Origin of the sequence: Micromonospora sp. HM5-17 (genome assembly GCF_003762835.1) — a bacterium.
GTDB lineage: Bacteria > Actinomycetota > Actinomycetes > Mycobacteriales > Micromonosporaceae > Plantactinospora.
Map to the genome: position 1 here is coordinate 233674 of NZ_RJWA01000001.1, position 15159 is coordinate 248832.

Consider the following 15159-nt stretch of genomic DNA (forward strand, 5'->3'; position numbering starts at 1 on the left):
CCGCCGTGACGCTCGCGCATGACGTGACCGGGACCGGCCCCACGGTGCTCCTGCTGCACTCCACGGTCTGTGACCGGCGGATGTGGGACCCCCAGCTTCCGGCCCTGGTCGAGGCCGGCCACCACGTCGTCCGCTGCGACTTCCGCGGATACGGCGAGACGCCGATGCCCACCGGGCCGTACAACAACGCCCAGGACGTCGCCGAGCTGCTGGACACGCTCGGCGTCGCGCGCGTGGCGCTGGTCGCGGCCTCCGGCGGCGGCCAGGTCGCGCTGGAGTTCGCCGCTCGCTGGCCGCGGCGGGTCACCGCACTGGCGCTGCTCAACACCGCGCTGGCCGGGCACGAACCCAGCGCCGCACTCAGGGCGTTCGGTGAGCAGGAGGAGTCGCTGCTGGAATCGGGCGACGTCGCCGGCGCCACCGAACTCAACGTGCGGACCTGGCTCGGTCCGCACGCCGACGACGCGACCCGGGAGCGGGTACGCCAGATGCAACGCCACGCCTTCGAGGTGCAGCTCGCCGGGGACGACGTCGCGCCGATCAGGGTCGACACCGACCCGTCGGCGATCACCGCCCCCTGCCTGCTCGTCTCCGGCGCCCACGACCTGCCAGATTTCCGGCAGATCGCTGCCGACCTGGCGAACCGGCTCACCAACGCCCGACACGTGGAACTCGACTGGGCGGGCCACCTGCCCAGCCTGGAGCGTCCCGAGGCGCTGAACCCGCTGCTCGTCGGCTTCCTACGGGAGAAGGTCCCCGCCGCCTGAGCCCTGCCCCGACTCACCGACACATCCTGATCACCCGAGCGTCCACGCCGCGCCCTGACCGCAAACCGCCACCCGTACGGGTTACTCCGACTACTCTCCGGAGTATGAGGTGGGGGCGACTGCTACTGACAGTAGCCACCGTGCTGCTGACGCTGCCGGCGGTGATCATCCCGACCGGCGCCTCTGCCGGCCAGCCGGGCACCCGCCCGGTCGCGCGGACGCCGTACCGGGCCTGCCCGGCGCCGACTCCGCCGGTGCCCCGGCCGAGCCGTCCCGCGGCCCCGACCCCGGACTCCCGACAGCGCCAGGTGGGCGGCCCGGAACTCGACACCGCCGGGCTGGTGATCCCGGCCGACGCCCCGACCCCACCCGAGGTCACCGCCACCTCGTGGCTGGTCGCCGACCTGGACACCGGCACCGTCCTCGGCGCCTGCGGCCCGCACGAGTACGCCGTACCGGCGAGCACCCAGAAGCTGCTGCTCGCCGCGGCGGTGCTGCCGCGGCTCGACCCGGCCCAGGTCGTCGAGGTGACCGAGTCGGACCTGGACTTCGAGCCGGGCAGCTCTGCGGTCGGGCTGGTCCGGGGCGGCCGGTACACGGTCGAGACGCTCTGGCTGGGCCTGCTGCTCAACTCCGGCAACGACGCGGCGAACGTGCTGGCCCGGCTCGGCGGGGGTCCGGCCGGTCAGGCCGGTGGGGTGGCGGCGATGAACGCGGAGGCCCGGGCGCTCGGGGCGCTCCAGACCCATGCCGCCACACCGTCCGGGTTGGACGGCCCCGGCCAGTACACCAGCGCGTACGACCTGGCGCTGATCGCCCGGGCCTGCTTCGCCCGCGAGGACTTCCGCCGGTACGCCGCGACCAGGGTCGCCCACGTACCGGCGCAGCCCGGGGCCAAGGGCTTCCCGATCTGGAACGACAACCAGCTGCTGCACCGGTATCCGGGGGCGCTGGGCGGCAAGACCGGCTACACCGACCTGGCCCGGCACAGCTTCGTCGGCGCGGCGCGGCGGGACGGACGTACCCTGCTGGTCACGCTGCTCGGCGCCGAGTCGCAGCCGCTGGCCGGCTGGCAGCAGGGAGCCGCCCTGCTCGACTGGGGTTTCGCGCTCCCCGCCGGAGCGGGCGTCGGCCAGCTCGTCGCCCGGGGGCAGCTCGACGCGGCGAGCCGGGGCCCGTCCCACGCCGCCGGGGCCGGCGCGGCCGAGCCGGTCAACAACCCGCCGTCGCCGGGGCTGTGGCTGCTCTTCCTGGTCGGCGGCGCGGCCATCGTGGCGGTACCGCTCGTCGTGCTCTGGATCCGGCAGCGGATGAGGTCGCGGGCCTCGGCTACAACCCCAGATCCCGAGCGATGATCATCCGCTGCACCTCGGAGGTTCCCTCGCCGATCTCCAGAATCTTGGCGTCGCGCCAGAACCGCGCCACCGGAAACTCGTTCATGAAGCCGTACCCGCCGTGGATCTGGGTCGCGTCCCGGGCGTTGTCCACCGCGCACTCGCTGGCGTGCAGCTTGGCGATGGCGGCCTGCCGCTTGAAGTCCTCGCCGGCCAGCATCCGGGCCGCCGCGTCGTAGTACGCCAGGCGGGAGGTGTGCGCCCGCCGCTCCATCTCGGCGATCTTGAACTGGATCGCCTGGAAGGCGCCGATCGGCTGGCCGAAGGCGTGCCGCTCCTTCGCGTACCGGATCGACTCGTCGACGCAGCCCTGGGCGAGCCCGACCGCGAGGGCCGCGATCGCGATCCGCCCCTCGTCCAGGATCCGCAGAAACTGCGCGAAGCCCCGACCCCGCTCGCCGAGCAGGTTCTCCGCCGGCACCCGGCAGTCGTCGAAGTGCAGCTCGTGGGTGTCGGAGGCGCACCAGCCGACCTTGGAGTAGCCCGGCGCGACGGTGAAGCCGGGGGTGCCGGAGGGCACGATGATGGTCGAGAGTTCCTTCGACCCGTCCGGCCGCACCCCGGTGACCGCGGTGACCGTGACCAGCACGGTGATCTCGGTGCCCGAGTTGGTGATGAAGGCCTTCGACCCGTTGATCACCCACTCGTCGCCGTCCAGGACGGCCCGCGTGGTGGTGCCGCCGGCGTCCGAACCGGTCCCCGGTTCGGTCAGCCCGAACCCGGCCAGCGCCTCGCCCCGGGCCAGCTTCGGCAACCATCGGGCCTTCTGCTCCGCCGTGCCGAACCGGTAGATCGGCATCGCGCCGAGCGAGACCGCCGCCTCCAGGGTGATCGCCACGCTGGAGTCGACCCGGGCCAGTTCCTCCAGGGCGAGGCAGAGCGCGAAGTAGTCGCCGCCCATCCCGCCGTACTCCTCGGGGAACGGCAGCCCGAAGAGGCCGAGCTTGCCCATCTGCGCGACGATCTCGTACGGGAAGGTGTGCTGTTCGTAGTGCGTGGCGATGACCGGCGCCACCACCTCGCGGGCGAATTCCCGGACGCTGGCCCGCAGTGCCTCGTACTCCTCGCTGAGCCGGAAGTCCATGGCCTCCTCCATCGGGTCGGCCCGCCGGGGGGCTGGTGGCGTCCGGCGGGGCGGTGGGCTCGCTAGACCGGCGTGACGCCGTGTCGGCGCCGGGAGAAGTGCCGGTCCTTGCCCCGCGCGGCGGCGAACCGCCGGATGAGTTCGGCTCGCAGGTCAGCTGGTTCGACGATCGCGTCGACGACCAGTTCGCTGGCGAGCCGGACGATGTCGATGTCCCGCTCGTAGGCGGCGCGGCGTTCGGCGACGAAGGCCGCGCGTTCCTCCGGGTCCTCGATCGCGGCGATCTTGTTCGCGTACACGGCGTTGACCGCCGCCTCCGCGCCCATCACCGCGATCTTGGCGGTGGGGAGCGCGATCGTCGCGTCCGGCTCGAAGCCGGGGCCGGCCATCGCGTAGAGCCCCGCGCCGTACGCCTTCCGGACGACGACGCAGATCTTCGGTACGGTCGCCTCGCTGATCGCAGTGATCATCTTCGCGCCGTGCCGGATGATCCCCTGCTTCTCCACCGCGGTCCCGACCATGAACCCGGGTACGTCGGCCAGGAAGAGCAACGGCACGTTGAACGCGTCGCAGAGCTGGACGAACCGGGTCGCCTTGTCGGCCGAGTCGACGAAGAGCACCCCGCCCTTGACCATCGAGTTGTTGGCGACCACGCCGACGACCTCGCCGTTAAGCCGTCCGAACCCGACGATCAGTTCCTTCGCCCAGAGCGCCTGGATCTCCAGGAACGAGTCGGCGTCGAGCAGGCCCTTCACGTACCGGCGCATGTCGAACGCCTGCCGTTCGCTGGCCGGCACCAGCGCGGCCAGGTCGATGTTCCCGGGCGGGTCGGCCGGGGCGACCGCGGGCGGCGACTGGGTCCAGTTCGCCGGCAGGTACGACAGGTAGCGGCGGACCACGTCGAGGGCCTCCGCCTCGGTCTTGCAGAGGAAGTGTCCGACCCCGGACTCGGCGCAGTGCACCCGCGCCCCGCCCATCGCCTCCAGGGTGGTCTTCTCCCCGGTGACCATCTCGACCATCCGGTCCGAGCCGAGGTACATGCTGGCGTTCCCCTCCACCATCGCGACCACGTCGCAGAACGCCGGGATGTACGCCCCGCCGGCCGCGCTGGGCCCGAAGAGGGCGCAGACCTGCGGGATCGAGCCAGAGGCACGAACCTGATTCCAGAAGATCTTTCCGGCGCCGCGCCGGCCGGGGAAGAGGTCCACCTGGTCGGTGATCCGGGCTCCGGCCGAGTCGACCAGGTAGACCATCGGCAGGCCGGCCGAGTAGGCCCGTTCGATGATCCGGATGATCTTCTCCACGGTACGGGCGCCCCAGCTCCCGGCCTTGACGGTCGAGTCGTTGGCCATCAGGCAGACCTGCCGGCCGTCGATGGTGGCCAGGCCGGTGATCACGCCGTCGGCCGGAAGCCCGTCGGCGAGGGCGTTGGCGAAGAGCCCGTCCTCGACGAAGGAGCCGGGGTCGACGAGTCGGGCGATCCGCTCCCGGGCGAACAGCTTGCCCTTGGCCGTGTTGGCCGCGTGGTACTTCTCCGCGCCGCCGGCCCGGATCCGCTTGCCGAGTTGCTCCAGCCCGGTCACACCGTCGGCATCGGCACCCTCCGGGGTCGCCGCGCGCCGTGCCGTGTCGTCCTGTGCCACGCCGACCTCCCGCAGAGCACCCGACCGACCTGAACGATCGTTAGGTTACTGCATCGGCGCATCCCCGGCCACCCAACCTCGGTCAGCCGGGCTGCACACTCCGTCCGGCACCGGGCCCGCTCGCCGATTCCTGAACGCTTCGTTTCACGCCGGGCCCGCTGCTCGTCGGTGGCTGGGCGCTCCGTCCGTCGCCGCAACCGCTCTCCGCCAGGGCTCCCGTTGCGCTGCGACCGCCCACCGCCGCCTGGGCTGGCTTTCCACCACGCGGGCCCGCCGTGCGCAGCCGGTCCGCCCGCTCCCGGGCGTCCGCCGCCCGGCCCCAGGGGGTCCGGTCCCACGGCTTGACCACGGACAGGATGGTGGCGACCCACAGCGCGACGGTGAACGCGCCCAGGCAGGCCACCAGACCCACCCCGGTGCCGCCCGGCCTGGCCGCCGGATCGACCGTACGCAGCATGAGCTCGTCCGCCAGCGCGCTCTCCACGGTGCCGGCGACCAACGGGATGCTCACCGAGATGGCGAACTTGATGAGCACCCACCAGTGCCGGACCAGGCCCCACTTCGTGCCGAGCGAGACCACCAGGCCGGTGATGATGGTCAGGAACATCGATGGGATCGCGGCTCTCCAGTCGATGAGGTGCAGCAGTTCGTACGCGCCGTGCCGGACCGAGTGTGAGTCCGCGAACTGCGCGGTGAGCGCCAGCACCGTCATCGTGAGGGCCACGCCGAGCCAGCCGGCACTGATCCCGACGTGCAGCGTCAGCCAGACCCGGCGGGTCCGGGGCGACATCCGCGGGAACCGCGGCCGGTGCCAGGCCAGAATGGTTATCGACAGCGGGATGCCGAGCAGCGCCAGGTCCTCCGCGATGCTGAACAGGAACTGCGCCACCGACATCGTCAGGTGCAGCACGATCGCGATCCGGCGGCCGCGCTCCCGCGGGCCCAACAGGGCGATCACCGTCAACACCGCCGCCACCGGGTAGCCGATCAGTGCCGCCACCCGCAGCAGCAGGTCATCGGAACCGTCCAGCAGCAGGGCGGTGTTCAGCACGGCGAAGCCGACGAACACCCATTGCAGGATGGCGACCCCACGCACGCTGACCGGCGTGACCCCGCGTGCGTCAGCCGACTCGGCGGAGTCGGTACGGGTTTCGGTAAGCATGTCCCGACGCTAGGTTGGCCGGTACGCGCCGGCATCGGTCACAGTCATTCGATCCGACCGTCGACCGTCGCTCGTACGCGCGCCCGGTTGCTACTAACGGATGAGTCCGATGACGGACGCGCACCGCCGGTACCCTGCCTAGACTCTCGGCATGTCGCGGCACCACCTCCAACATCGTGTCGTGGACGTGCTGCTCGTCGCGGTCTGCGTACTGGCCGGGGCCTGGGAGGGCCTCCAGTCCGGGCTGTTCGACGGCTCCCCGATCATCGACCGTCCGGCGCCGCTGGCCGTCGACGTGGCCCTCGGCGTGGGCACCGGGCTGGCCGTGCTGGTTCGCGACCGGTGGCCGCTGCTGACGTACGGCGGCGCGCTGCTCTCCTGGGGGGTCAGCGGTGCCTGGCCCGCCCTGCTGGTGGCGCAGTTCGTCGTCGGCGCCCACCTGCGTTCGCTCCGGGCCCAGCTCGGGCTCACCGCCATCATGCTGGTCGCCGTCGGTACGCCACTGTGGACGGCCACCGGGGGTGACGGCGCGGTCCCACTCAGCGCGGCGCTCTGCGTGCTGCCCGTGGTGGTTGGCCACCACCTGGCCCACCGGCACGAGGTCATGGCCGACCTGGCGGAGCGGGCCCGGCGCAACGAGCGCGAGGAGTGGCTGCGCATCAACCAGGCGCGCGCCGAGGAGCGGGCGCAGATCGCCCGGGACATGCACGACGTGGTGACCCACCGGGTGTCGCTGATGGTGCTACACGCGACCGCGCTGGAGGCCCGGCTCACCGCCGCCTCGGAATCTACCGTGGAGTCGGCGGCCGAGTCGGCGGAGGCGGCGCGACGGCGGGACGCCGCGGAGGCGGCACGGCGGCGGGACGCCGCGGAGGCGGCACGGCGGCGGGACGCGGCGGCCATGGCGGCCCAGATCCAGAGCATCGGCCGGGCCGCGCTGGAGGAACTGCGTACCCTGGTCGGGGTGCTCCGCGACGGCGCCGCCGCACCGCTGCGGCCCCAGCCCGGGATCGCCGACCTGGCCGAGCTGGTGGACGCCTCCCGGGACCTCGGCCTGACCGTCGACCTGGTCGTGGATGACGGGGTACGCGCTCCCGCCCTGGTCGAGCACGCGGTCTACCGGGTGGTGCAGGAGGCACTGACCAATGTGCACAAACACGCGCCCGGCGCGCACACCACGGTGAGCATCCGGCCCACCTGGCACGGCCTGCGGCTGGTCGTCCGGGACACCGGTGGCGGCCTGGCCCCGGCCGTGACCCCTGGGGGCGGGCACGGACTGCTGGGGATCTCCGAACGCGTCCGGCTCATCGGCGGCACGCTGCGCAGTCAGCGGCTGCCCGAGGGTGGGTTCGAGGTGTCGGCGTACCTTCCGGTGGTGGACGTGGGACGGGAGACCGCGAAGTGATCCGGTTGCTGATCGTCGACGACGAGTGGATGGTCCGCGCCATGCTCCGCACCATCATGGACGGGTACCCGGACATCGAGGTGGTCGGCGAGGCCGAGGACGGCGACGAGGCGGTACGACAGGCCCGGGCGCTGTCCCCGGACGTGGTGTTGATGGACATCCGGATGCCCCGGGCGGACGGCCTCGTCGCCACCGCGGCGCTCGCGCGGTTCGCCGCGCCGCCGAAGGTGGTCGTGCTGACCACCTTCGACCTCGACGAGTACGTCCAGACGGCGCTGAAACACGGCGCGGTCGGCTTCCTGCTCAAGGACGCCACCGCCGCGGAGATGGCCGCCGCGGTGCGCAGTGCGGCGGCTGGGGACGCGATGCTGTCCCCGCAGGTCACTCGCCGGCTGCTACACCGGTTCGCCGAGCCCACCAGCCCACGCCGCGCCGAGGCGGTACGCCGGATCGAGGTGCTCACCGACAAGGAGCGGGAGGTGCTGGTGGCGCTCGGCGAAGGTCTCACCAACAGTGACATCGGCCGGCGGCTGCACCTCAGCGAGGCCACCGTGAAGAGTCACGTCAGCCGGCTGCTCGCCAAGCTGCAACTGACCAACCGGGTGCAGGCGGCGATCCTGGCCCACCACGCCGGCCTGGTCCACTGACCGGGCCCGGCCGCCGGGTCAGTCCGCCGGGGGCCAGAACGTGGAGATGTCGAACCTCTCCGCCCAGGCGGTCACCGGGCCCCGGTCCAGTTCATTGCCGTCGATGTCGAGTGACCGGTAGGTCCCCTCGCTGGTGAGCCGGTTGCCGTCCAGCCGGGCGTGGTGCAGTGCGCGCACCTCGCCGTTGTACTGCTTCGGCAGGCCCTTGAGGTCGGACGGCAACACCTGCCACAGGGTGAAGGTGACGGTACGCCGACCGGTGGGCTGCCACCGTCCGGTGGCCATGTGGACGCCCTCGGCGAAGGAGAGGAAGAAGCCGTTGGGCAGGAACGTGAACAGCGCCACCTCCTCCTCGTGCGGCAGCGTGACGATGCCGCGCCAGGTGCCGATGACCGGGCTCTCGGGCGAGTGCCCGTGCCCGCGCGGCTTCGCCTGGGCCGCCTCCTCCATGCCGAGACCGGCGGCGGTGGCCAGGGCGCCGATGCCGAGGGTCGTGCCGGCCGCCCGCCGCAGGAACCGCCGCCGGTCAGTGTCAGCAGTCATCATGAACCTCGTATATCGCTCGTACGATCGGCTGGAAACTGACCGTACGGCGAGCGCCCCAGGCGGCACATCCGTCGATGGATGGCTGATGTCGCTGTTCAGACCGCCTTTCGACTGATCCGTCAGTCGGCTGGTTCGAACCGGTCCCTGTGCGGTGAAACCACGGGGAAACGCTCCGCGCACCTGTTAGGAAGGGCCCCCTTATCTACCAAAAGCGATAACAAGGGGCCCTTCCTTACACCTGTGGGAGTCGGGGGCCGGCGCGGAGCACCCCGGAGGGCAGCCGCCGGCCGACCAGTTCCTCGGCCAGCCTCGCCGCCTCCAGGAGTGCATCCAGGTCGATGCCGGTGTCGACACCCATGTCGTGCAGCATGTGCACCACCTCCTCGGTGGCGACGTTCCCGCTCGCTCCCGGGGCGTACGGGCAGCCGCCGAGCCCGCCGACGCTGGCGTCGTACTCGGTGACGCCGAGGTCGAGCGCGGTGAGCAGGTTCGCCAGTGCGGTGCCCCGGGTGTTGTGGAAGTGCAGCAGGATCGGAATGTCCGGCTGGCGGTCCCGGACCGCGGTGAGCACCTCCCGAACCCGGCGCGGGGTCGCCATCCCGGTGGTGTCGCCGAAGGCGACCCGGTCGGCGCCGTCCGCCACCACCCGGTCGACGATGCCGGCCACCCGGGCCGGGTCGACGTCCCCCTCGTACGGGCAGCCGAAGCTGGTGGCCACGATGACCTCGGCGGTCACACCGTGCTCGTGCAGCAGCGCTATCAGCCCGGCGATGTCGTCCAGCGACTCGGCGGTGGAGCGGTTGACGTTACGCCGGTTGTGGGTGTCGCTCGCCGAGACCACCACCTCGATCTCGGTGAACCCGGCCGCCAGCGCCCGCTGGGCACCCTTGGAGTTCGGCACCAGCGCGGAGTAGCGCACCCCCGGTGCCTTCGTGGCCCTGGCCCACACCTCGTCCGCGTCGGCCATCTGCGGGATCGCCCTCGGGTGGACGAAGGAGACCGCCTCGATCCGGCGTACGCCGGTGGCCGAGAGCGCGTCGAGGAGTCGTACCTTGGCGTCGGTCGGGACCGGTTCCTCGTTCTGCAGCCCGTCCCGGGGGCCGACCTCCCGGATCGAGACCGAAGCCGGCAACTGGGTCATCTGTCACCTCGCTGTGACGTCGTCGGTCCCCCCATTGTCACCCGCCCGCCCCCGCCTCGTTGATCATGAAGTCATCCCGACGGTGCCGAAGACCCGGGGCCGAAGATCGGAATCGCAGATCAGAGCCGCACCCCGTGGTCGACGAGAGGCGGGCGGGGAGAGGCGTCAGCGCATCCGGGCGACGATGCCGGTGTCGTAGTCGCCGCCGAGGAACTCGGGGTTGTCGAGCAGTTCGGCGAAGAACGGCAGGTTGCACTTCGGGCCGGCGATCTCGAAACCGGTGATGGCGGCGCGGGCCCGCTCGATCGCCTCCGCCCGGTCCGCGCCGTACACGATCAGCTTCGCCAGCAACGAGTCGTAGAAGGGGGTGACCGTGGTGCCGAGGGCGTACCCGGAATCGACCCGCACCCCCTCGCCGGTCGGCTCGGTCCACGCGGTCACCGCGCCCGGGCCGGGCAGGAACCGCTTCGGGTCCTCGGCGTTGATCCGCAGCTCGATCGCGTGGCCACGCGGGGCCAGCGCGTCCGGGTCGACGGTCGGGGCCAGGCCGGCGGCGACCCGCAGCTGCTCCTCGACCAGGTCGACGCCGTAGACCAGCTCGGTGACCGGGTGTTCCACCTGGAGCCGGGTGTTCATCTCCAGGAAGAAGAACTCGCCCGTGGCGGGGTCGAGGAGGAATTCGACCGTGCCGGCATTGCGGTAGGCGACCGCCTCGCCGGCCCGGACGGCCGCCGCCACCAGCCGTTCGCGCAGCTCGGGGGTGACGGCCGGGGAGGGCGACTCCTCGACCAGCTTCTGGTTGCGGCGCTGCACCGAGCACTCCCGCTCGCCGAGCGCGACGACCCGACCGTCGGCCAGCCCGAGAATCTGCACCTCGACGTGGCGTACCCGGGGAAAGTAGCGCTCGATCAGCACCGCGCCGTCGCCGAACATCCGCTCGGCGAAGCCGCGCACCCTGTCGTACTCGGTACGCAGGCTCGCCTCGTCGGCGGCGACCGCCATCCCCATCCCGCCGCCGCCGGCCGCGGCCTTGACCATCACCGGGAGGCCGATCTCAGTGGCCGCGGCGAGCGCGGCCTCGGCGTCGGCCACCGGCTCCCGGGTGCCGGGCGCAACCGGTACCCCGGCCGCCGCCACCAGGTTCCGGGCGTTGATCTTGTCACCCATCGCGCTGATCGCGTCCGGGCCGGGGCCGACCCAGACCAGGCCGTTCGCCTCGACCGTACGGGCGAAGTCGGCGTTCTCCGACAGGAAGCCGTAGCCGGGGTGGATCGCCCGCGCGCCGGTCGACTTCGCGGCGGCGATGATCGCCTCGCCGTTGCGGTAGCTCTGCGCCGGGTTCGCCGGCCCGACGCAGACCGCCTCGTCCGCCTCCCGGACGAAGGGCAGGTCGGCGTCCGCCTCCGAGTAGACCGCGATCGCTCGGACACCGAGCCGCCGGGCGGTCCGTATGATCCGGCGGGCGATCTCACCGCGGTTCGCGACGAGCAGCGACTCGATCATGTGTGGTGCGTCCCCTTCCTGGACCCGAGAGGTGGTCGTCCGCGTCCCGCCGGCGCCGCCGCCGGCTCGCCTGGCCGGCCGTGGGTGGGCCGGCTCAGTCGTCGGGGTTGGCGAGCAGGGCGGCGAGGGTCGCGGCCCGCAGCAGCGCGGCCCGGCGCTCCCGGTCGACCTCGCCGCCGAGGAACGGCGTGGAGTTCATCAGACCGAACGCGGCGTGCGCCAGCACCCGGGCCTCACCCGCCGACAGCTTGGGATGCAGGGCGGTCAGCACCCCGACCCACTCCTCGACGTAGAGCCGTTGCAGCCGGCGAATCTGCCGACGCGGCTCCTCCGGCAGTCGGTCCAGCTCGTGCAGGTGCAGGGCGATCACCGCCGGGTTGGCGAGAGCGAACTCGACATGGAAGTCGATCAGCGACTCCAGTGCCGCGCGCGGGTTCGCCGGATGCTCCGCCACCCGCTGCCGGCCACCCGCCAGCAGCCCCTCACTCACCGGCATCAACGCGGCGACCAGCATCGCCTCCTTGCCGGCGAAGTGGTGGTACAGCGCCGGCCCGGTCACCCCGGCCGCCGACCCGATGTCGTCCATCGAGACCCCGTGGTAGCCGCGGGCCGCGAAGAGGCCGACCGCGATCTCCAGGATCTCGTCCCGCCGGGACCGCCGTCGCCGTGCGCCATCGGCCGCCGTACCGGCCGCCGCCTCGATCACCTGCTCCTCCACCGTCACCCGACCAGCCTAGCCAGCTGTCAATCACCCCCGTCCACGCGTTCCGCGGCTGCCGGGTCGACGGCTGTTGCTACTGGTCCGGGTTGAGGGAGTACTCGGCGCGTACGGCCTCGGCCTCGTCCGTCCGACCCAGCGCGGACAACGCCTCGGCGAGCCACCAGGCGGCGCGCGGCACCAGATCGGACTGATTGGGCAAACCGGCAAGGGTGCTCCGGAGCAGGCGCTCCGCCTCCGCGGGTCGGTCCGTACGCACCAGGAGCTCCCCGGTGAGCAGGTCGACGTGGAACGCCTCGCCAAACGCCTCGATCGAGCGAAGCCGGTCGGCGACCCCGGCCAGCCGGTCCAGGGCCTCGTTCTCCCGGCCGGCGGCGAGCAGTGCCCGGGCCCCGGCATCGGCCAGCATCGCCCGTTCCCAGCGCACCGCCGCCGCGAACCCCGACTCCTCGCCCGGCTCTTCCTCGGCGTCGGCCGGGCCGGCGGGCCGGTCCCCACCGGTCGCGTCGGCCGGGCCGGCAGGTCGATCCCCGCCGCTCGCGTCGGCGGGCGCCGGCCAGGGGTCGGCGGGCAGGGTCGCGGAGACCGCGTCCGCGCGCTCCAGCGCGGCGAGCGCCGCCTCGGAGTCACCGGCCCAGCACAGCGCCAACACCTCCCGCCGCCGGGCCCGCAGCTCGTCGAGCCGGCGTCCGGCCGCCTGGTACGCCGTCGCCGCCGCCGCGAAGCGCTGCGCCGCCAGGTTGTCGCGGTCCTGGTTGTAGAGAACCTGGCCGGCCTCCTCCAGCACCTGTGCCCGGTGCGGGAGGTTGTCCGGCCCGTCGAGGTTCTCGGCCAGCTCGTCGAGCAGGGTGAGCGCCGGCCCGTGCTCGCCGAGGGAGAGGTAGATTCCGGCGAGCATGTGCCGGCAGCGGTCCGCATCGGCCTGATGTCCGAGCCGGTCCAGGGCGCCGACCGCCTCCTCCGCCGCCTCGGCGGCCTCGACCATCCGGCCCGCCCGCCGGTACACGTCGGCGAGCTCGGCGCGCAGGAACGCGGCCCCGTCCGCGATGTCCCGTTCGACGCAGATCGCGACCGCCTCCACCAGGTCGTCGACCGCCTCGGCCGGGCGGCCGGCGGCCACCAGGGCGCGAGCCCGGCCGGACCGGGCGGGGAGCATGAGGTCCGCGGTGGCGACCCGGACCACCTCGTCGTACGCCTCGACAGCCCGGGCCGGGTCGTCGAGGGAGTTCGCGTACCCGAGACAGGCGACCGCGTACGGCTCGACGAGCCCCAGCTTCCGGTAGAGGTCCCGGGCGCGGAGCGCGGCCTCGCCGGCCTCGGCCGGCCGGTTCAGCAGCTCCAGCAGGCGGACCCGGCGCAGCGCGATCCGCGCGATCAGGTGGGGGTCGTCGGCATCGGCGGCATCGGCGGCCGCCCGGTCCGCCGCGGTTAGCGCCTCGTCGCCGTGCCCGGTCTCGATCAGCGCGATGGAGAGCCGGTCCTGGGCGGCGGCCCGCTGCCCTGCGCTCCCGTGCTCGGCCAGGTAGTCGGCGGAGGCACGGGCGAGCGCCAGGCCCTCCTCCGGCTCGCCGGTCAACACCAGCAGGACGCCGAGCCGGCTCGCGACCACCTGCTCCCGCACCGGATCCGGCACCTGACGGTGGAGTCGGACCGCCTCGCGGCTCAGCCCCACCGCGCCGGCCAGGTCCCCGGCCCGGTGTCGTTCGGCCGCCCGGTACTCGACGCGTCGGGCCACCACCGACGGCGGGTGCTCCTGCCCACCGAATCGCTCGTCGAAGGCGGCCAGCACCGTCGCGCGGTCGTCGTCCCGGTCGGTACGCCACAGCTCGTCGGCGAGGTCGAGGAGTTCCATCGGGGTCGCCTCCGCCGGCAGGTCGAGCGGAGCCGTCCGGCGTACCGGGAAGGGCGCGGCCTCCGGCCCGTCGGCCGGCCGGGCACCGGCCTCGGGCGCGGCCGGCCGGTCGGTGGCGTCCGCCGCGGTCCCGGCGGCGGACGGTTGTCCGGCCCCCGCCGTCGGCCGGCGCCGGGCGGTGGCCGAGAGCGGCAGGTAGTCCCCGACCGGTGTCAGGGCCAACTGTCGGGCGACCAGCTCGGACTGGGCCGTGGTGCCGTTCCGCGCGTCGAACCGGGCCGCGACCTCCCGAGCCGTCGCCGCCATCTCCTCGGCCAGTTCCCCGACCGGCACCTCGGCCGCCGGCCGGTCGCCGTGCCCTGGCCGCCGCACGGTCAGCCCGGCGGGCCCGGTGGCGTCGAGCCGGCGCAGCAGCAGCGCGGCCGCGGCGGCGAAGTTCATCGTGGCGGCGGGCGACGGGGACCGGTCGAGCCAGTCCAGGTGTCGTTCGAGCAGCTCGAGCCCGCGCACCTCGTTGCCGGTGACCGCGCAGAACGTGACGTGTTCACCGATGTCCCACAGGTCGGCGAGGTTGCCCCGGTGCCGGCGGTACGCCCGCAGGTGCGCCTGCCGGGCCTGCTCCCGCCGGCCCGTCCGCAGGTACGGCATCAGCAGGGCGGTGAGGACGCCCTGCGGCTGTTCGGTACAGTTCAGGCGCCCGGCGAGGACCGGTTCGGCGAGTGCGACCGCCTCCTCGTCCCGACCCCGGGAGGCGAGGTAGCTGATCTGCGTCGTCGGGTCGCAGCCGGCGCAGTCGGAGAGGTCGTCCCGGGGCGTGGTGGTCCAGCGCCGGTACCACTTCTCGGCCTCGTCCGCCGCCCCCAGGTGCCGCGCCACCCGGTGGCGCATCTTGTAGACCGCCTGGAGGCTGTGCCCGCCCTCGCGGTACCGGCGTTCCATGTCGTCGAGGACGGCGGTGGTCCGGTCCAGCGGCACCTCCGGAAAGGAGAGCAGGCCGTTGACCATGTACTTGAAGTACCAGAGCAGGCTGTGCTCGTACCGCTGGTGCCAGGGCCGAGGGTTGTTGTCGTAGTGGGTCAGGCACCAGGAGAACGTCACGAACGAGCGGGCCGGCTCGCCGCCGTAGACGTACGCGGTGGTGGCGAGCATCCGGGAGGCGAACGACATGAACTCGTCACCCGCCGCGTCCGCCTGCCGGATCAGCTGCTCGACGGCGGCGATCTGACCGCTGCCGTACGGCATCTCCCGGACCCGGTCGAAGGCCCGGTGGAGCTCGTCGTTCTCGAAGAAGGCCACG

The 15159-nt window shown here is 72.9% G+C and carries 12 protein-coding genes; 4 read left to right on the top strand and 8 right to left on the bottom strand.

The genetic code is table 11. The annotated features are described in order from the left end of the window. Window positions 1-5: 5 nt before the first annotated feature. Together EF879_RS01120 and EF879_RS01125 are read left to right on the top strand one after the other, a co-directional pair. Window positions 6-767, top strand: a complete 762-nt coding sequence (locus EF879_RS01120) for an alpha/beta fold hydrolase (protein WP_233604153.1) — start codon at window positions 6-8, stop codon at window positions 765-767. Window positions 768-871: 104 nt separating this feature from the next. Beyond that, window positions 872-2122, top strand: a complete 1251-nt coding sequence (locus EF879_RS01125) for a D-alanyl-D-alanine carboxypeptidase family protein (RefSeq protein ID WP_123553788.1) — start codon at window positions 872-874, stop codon at window positions 2120-2122. Here the strand turns inward: EF879_RS01125 and EF879_RS01130 are convergent. The 3 genes from EF879_RS01130 to EF879_RS01140 form a co-directional block, all read right to left on the bottom strand. Beyond that, window positions 2097-3245 carry an acyl-CoA dehydrogenase family protein gene (locus EF879_RS01130; RefSeq protein ID WP_123555185.1) on the bottom strand — a complete coding sequence of 383 codons (1149 nt, stop codon included), beginning with the start codon at window positions 3243-3245 and terminating at the stop codon, window positions 2097-2099. The genes EF879_RS01125 and EF879_RS01130 overlap by 26 nt on opposite strands. Window positions 3246-3307: 62 nt before the next feature. Next, complete coding sequence (locus tag EF879_RS01135) at window positions 3308-4828, bottom strand: acyl-CoA carboxylase subunit beta (protein ID WP_123555187.1); 1521 nt, start codon at window positions 4826-4828, stop codon at window positions 3308-3310. A gap of 142 nt (window positions 4829-4970) precedes the next feature. Continuing rightward, window positions 4971-6050, bottom strand: a complete 1080-nt coding sequence (locus EF879_RS01140) for a hypothetical protein (RefSeq protein ID WP_123553790.1) — start codon at window positions 6048-6050, stop codon at window positions 4971-4973. A gap of 151 nt (window positions 6051-6201) precedes the next feature. Between EF879_RS01140 and EF879_RS01145 the strand changes: the two genes are divergently transcribed. Together EF879_RS01145 and EF879_RS01150 are read left to right on the top strand one after the other, a co-directional pair. Continuing rightward, a complete protein-coding gene (locus EF879_RS01145) occupies window positions 6202-7455 on the top strand; it encodes a sensor histidine kinase (RefSeq protein WP_123553792.1) in 1254 nt (417 codons plus the stop codon). Beyond that, entirely contained in the window at window positions 7452-8102 is a 651-nt protein-coding gene (locus EF879_RS01150; RefSeq protein WP_123553794.1) for a response regulator transcription factor, read from the top strand. The genes EF879_RS01145 and EF879_RS01150 overlap by 4 nt, the downstream gene beginning before the upstream one ends. A gap of 18 nt (window positions 8103-8120) precedes the next feature. Here the strand turns inward: EF879_RS01150 and EF879_RS01155 are convergent, their stop codons facing one another. The 5 genes from EF879_RS01155 to EF879_RS01175 all read right to left on the bottom strand — a co-directional run bounded on the left by EF879_RS01155 (window position 8121) and on the right by EF879_RS01175 (window position 15158). Then, a complete protein-coding gene (locus EF879_RS01155) occupies window positions 8121-8648 on the bottom strand; it encodes a hypothetical protein (protein WP_123553796.1) in 528 nt (175 codons plus the stop codon). 232 nt (window positions 8649-8880) lie between these two features. Continuing rightward, on the bottom strand, window positions 8881-9780 hold the full coding sequence (locus EF879_RS01160; protein WP_199736137.1) for a hydroxymethylglutaryl-CoA lyase: 900 nt from the start codon (window positions 9778-9780) through the stop codon (window positions 8881-8883). A 174-nt stretch (window positions 9781-9954) separates the two neighbouring features. Continuing rightward, window positions 9955-11292, bottom strand: coding sequence for an acetyl/propionyl/methylcrotonyl-CoA carboxylase subunit alpha (locus EF879_RS01165; RefSeq protein ID WP_123553799.1), 1338 nt, complete (start codon window positions 11290-11292; stop codon window positions 9955-9957). Window positions 11293-11386: 94 nt separating this feature from the next. Then, on the bottom strand, window positions 11387-12016 hold the full coding sequence (locus tag EF879_RS01170; RefSeq protein ID WP_199736094.1) for a TetR/AcrR family transcriptional regulator: 630 nt from the start codon (window positions 12014-12016) through the stop codon (window positions 11387-11389). A 70-nt stretch (window positions 12017-12086) separates the two neighbouring features. Beyond that, window positions 12087-15158, bottom strand: coding sequence for a hypothetical protein (locus EF879_RS01175; RefSeq protein WP_233604154.1), 3072 nt, complete (start codon window positions 15156-15158; stop codon window positions 12087-12089). Window position 15159 lies beyond the last annotated feature (1 nt).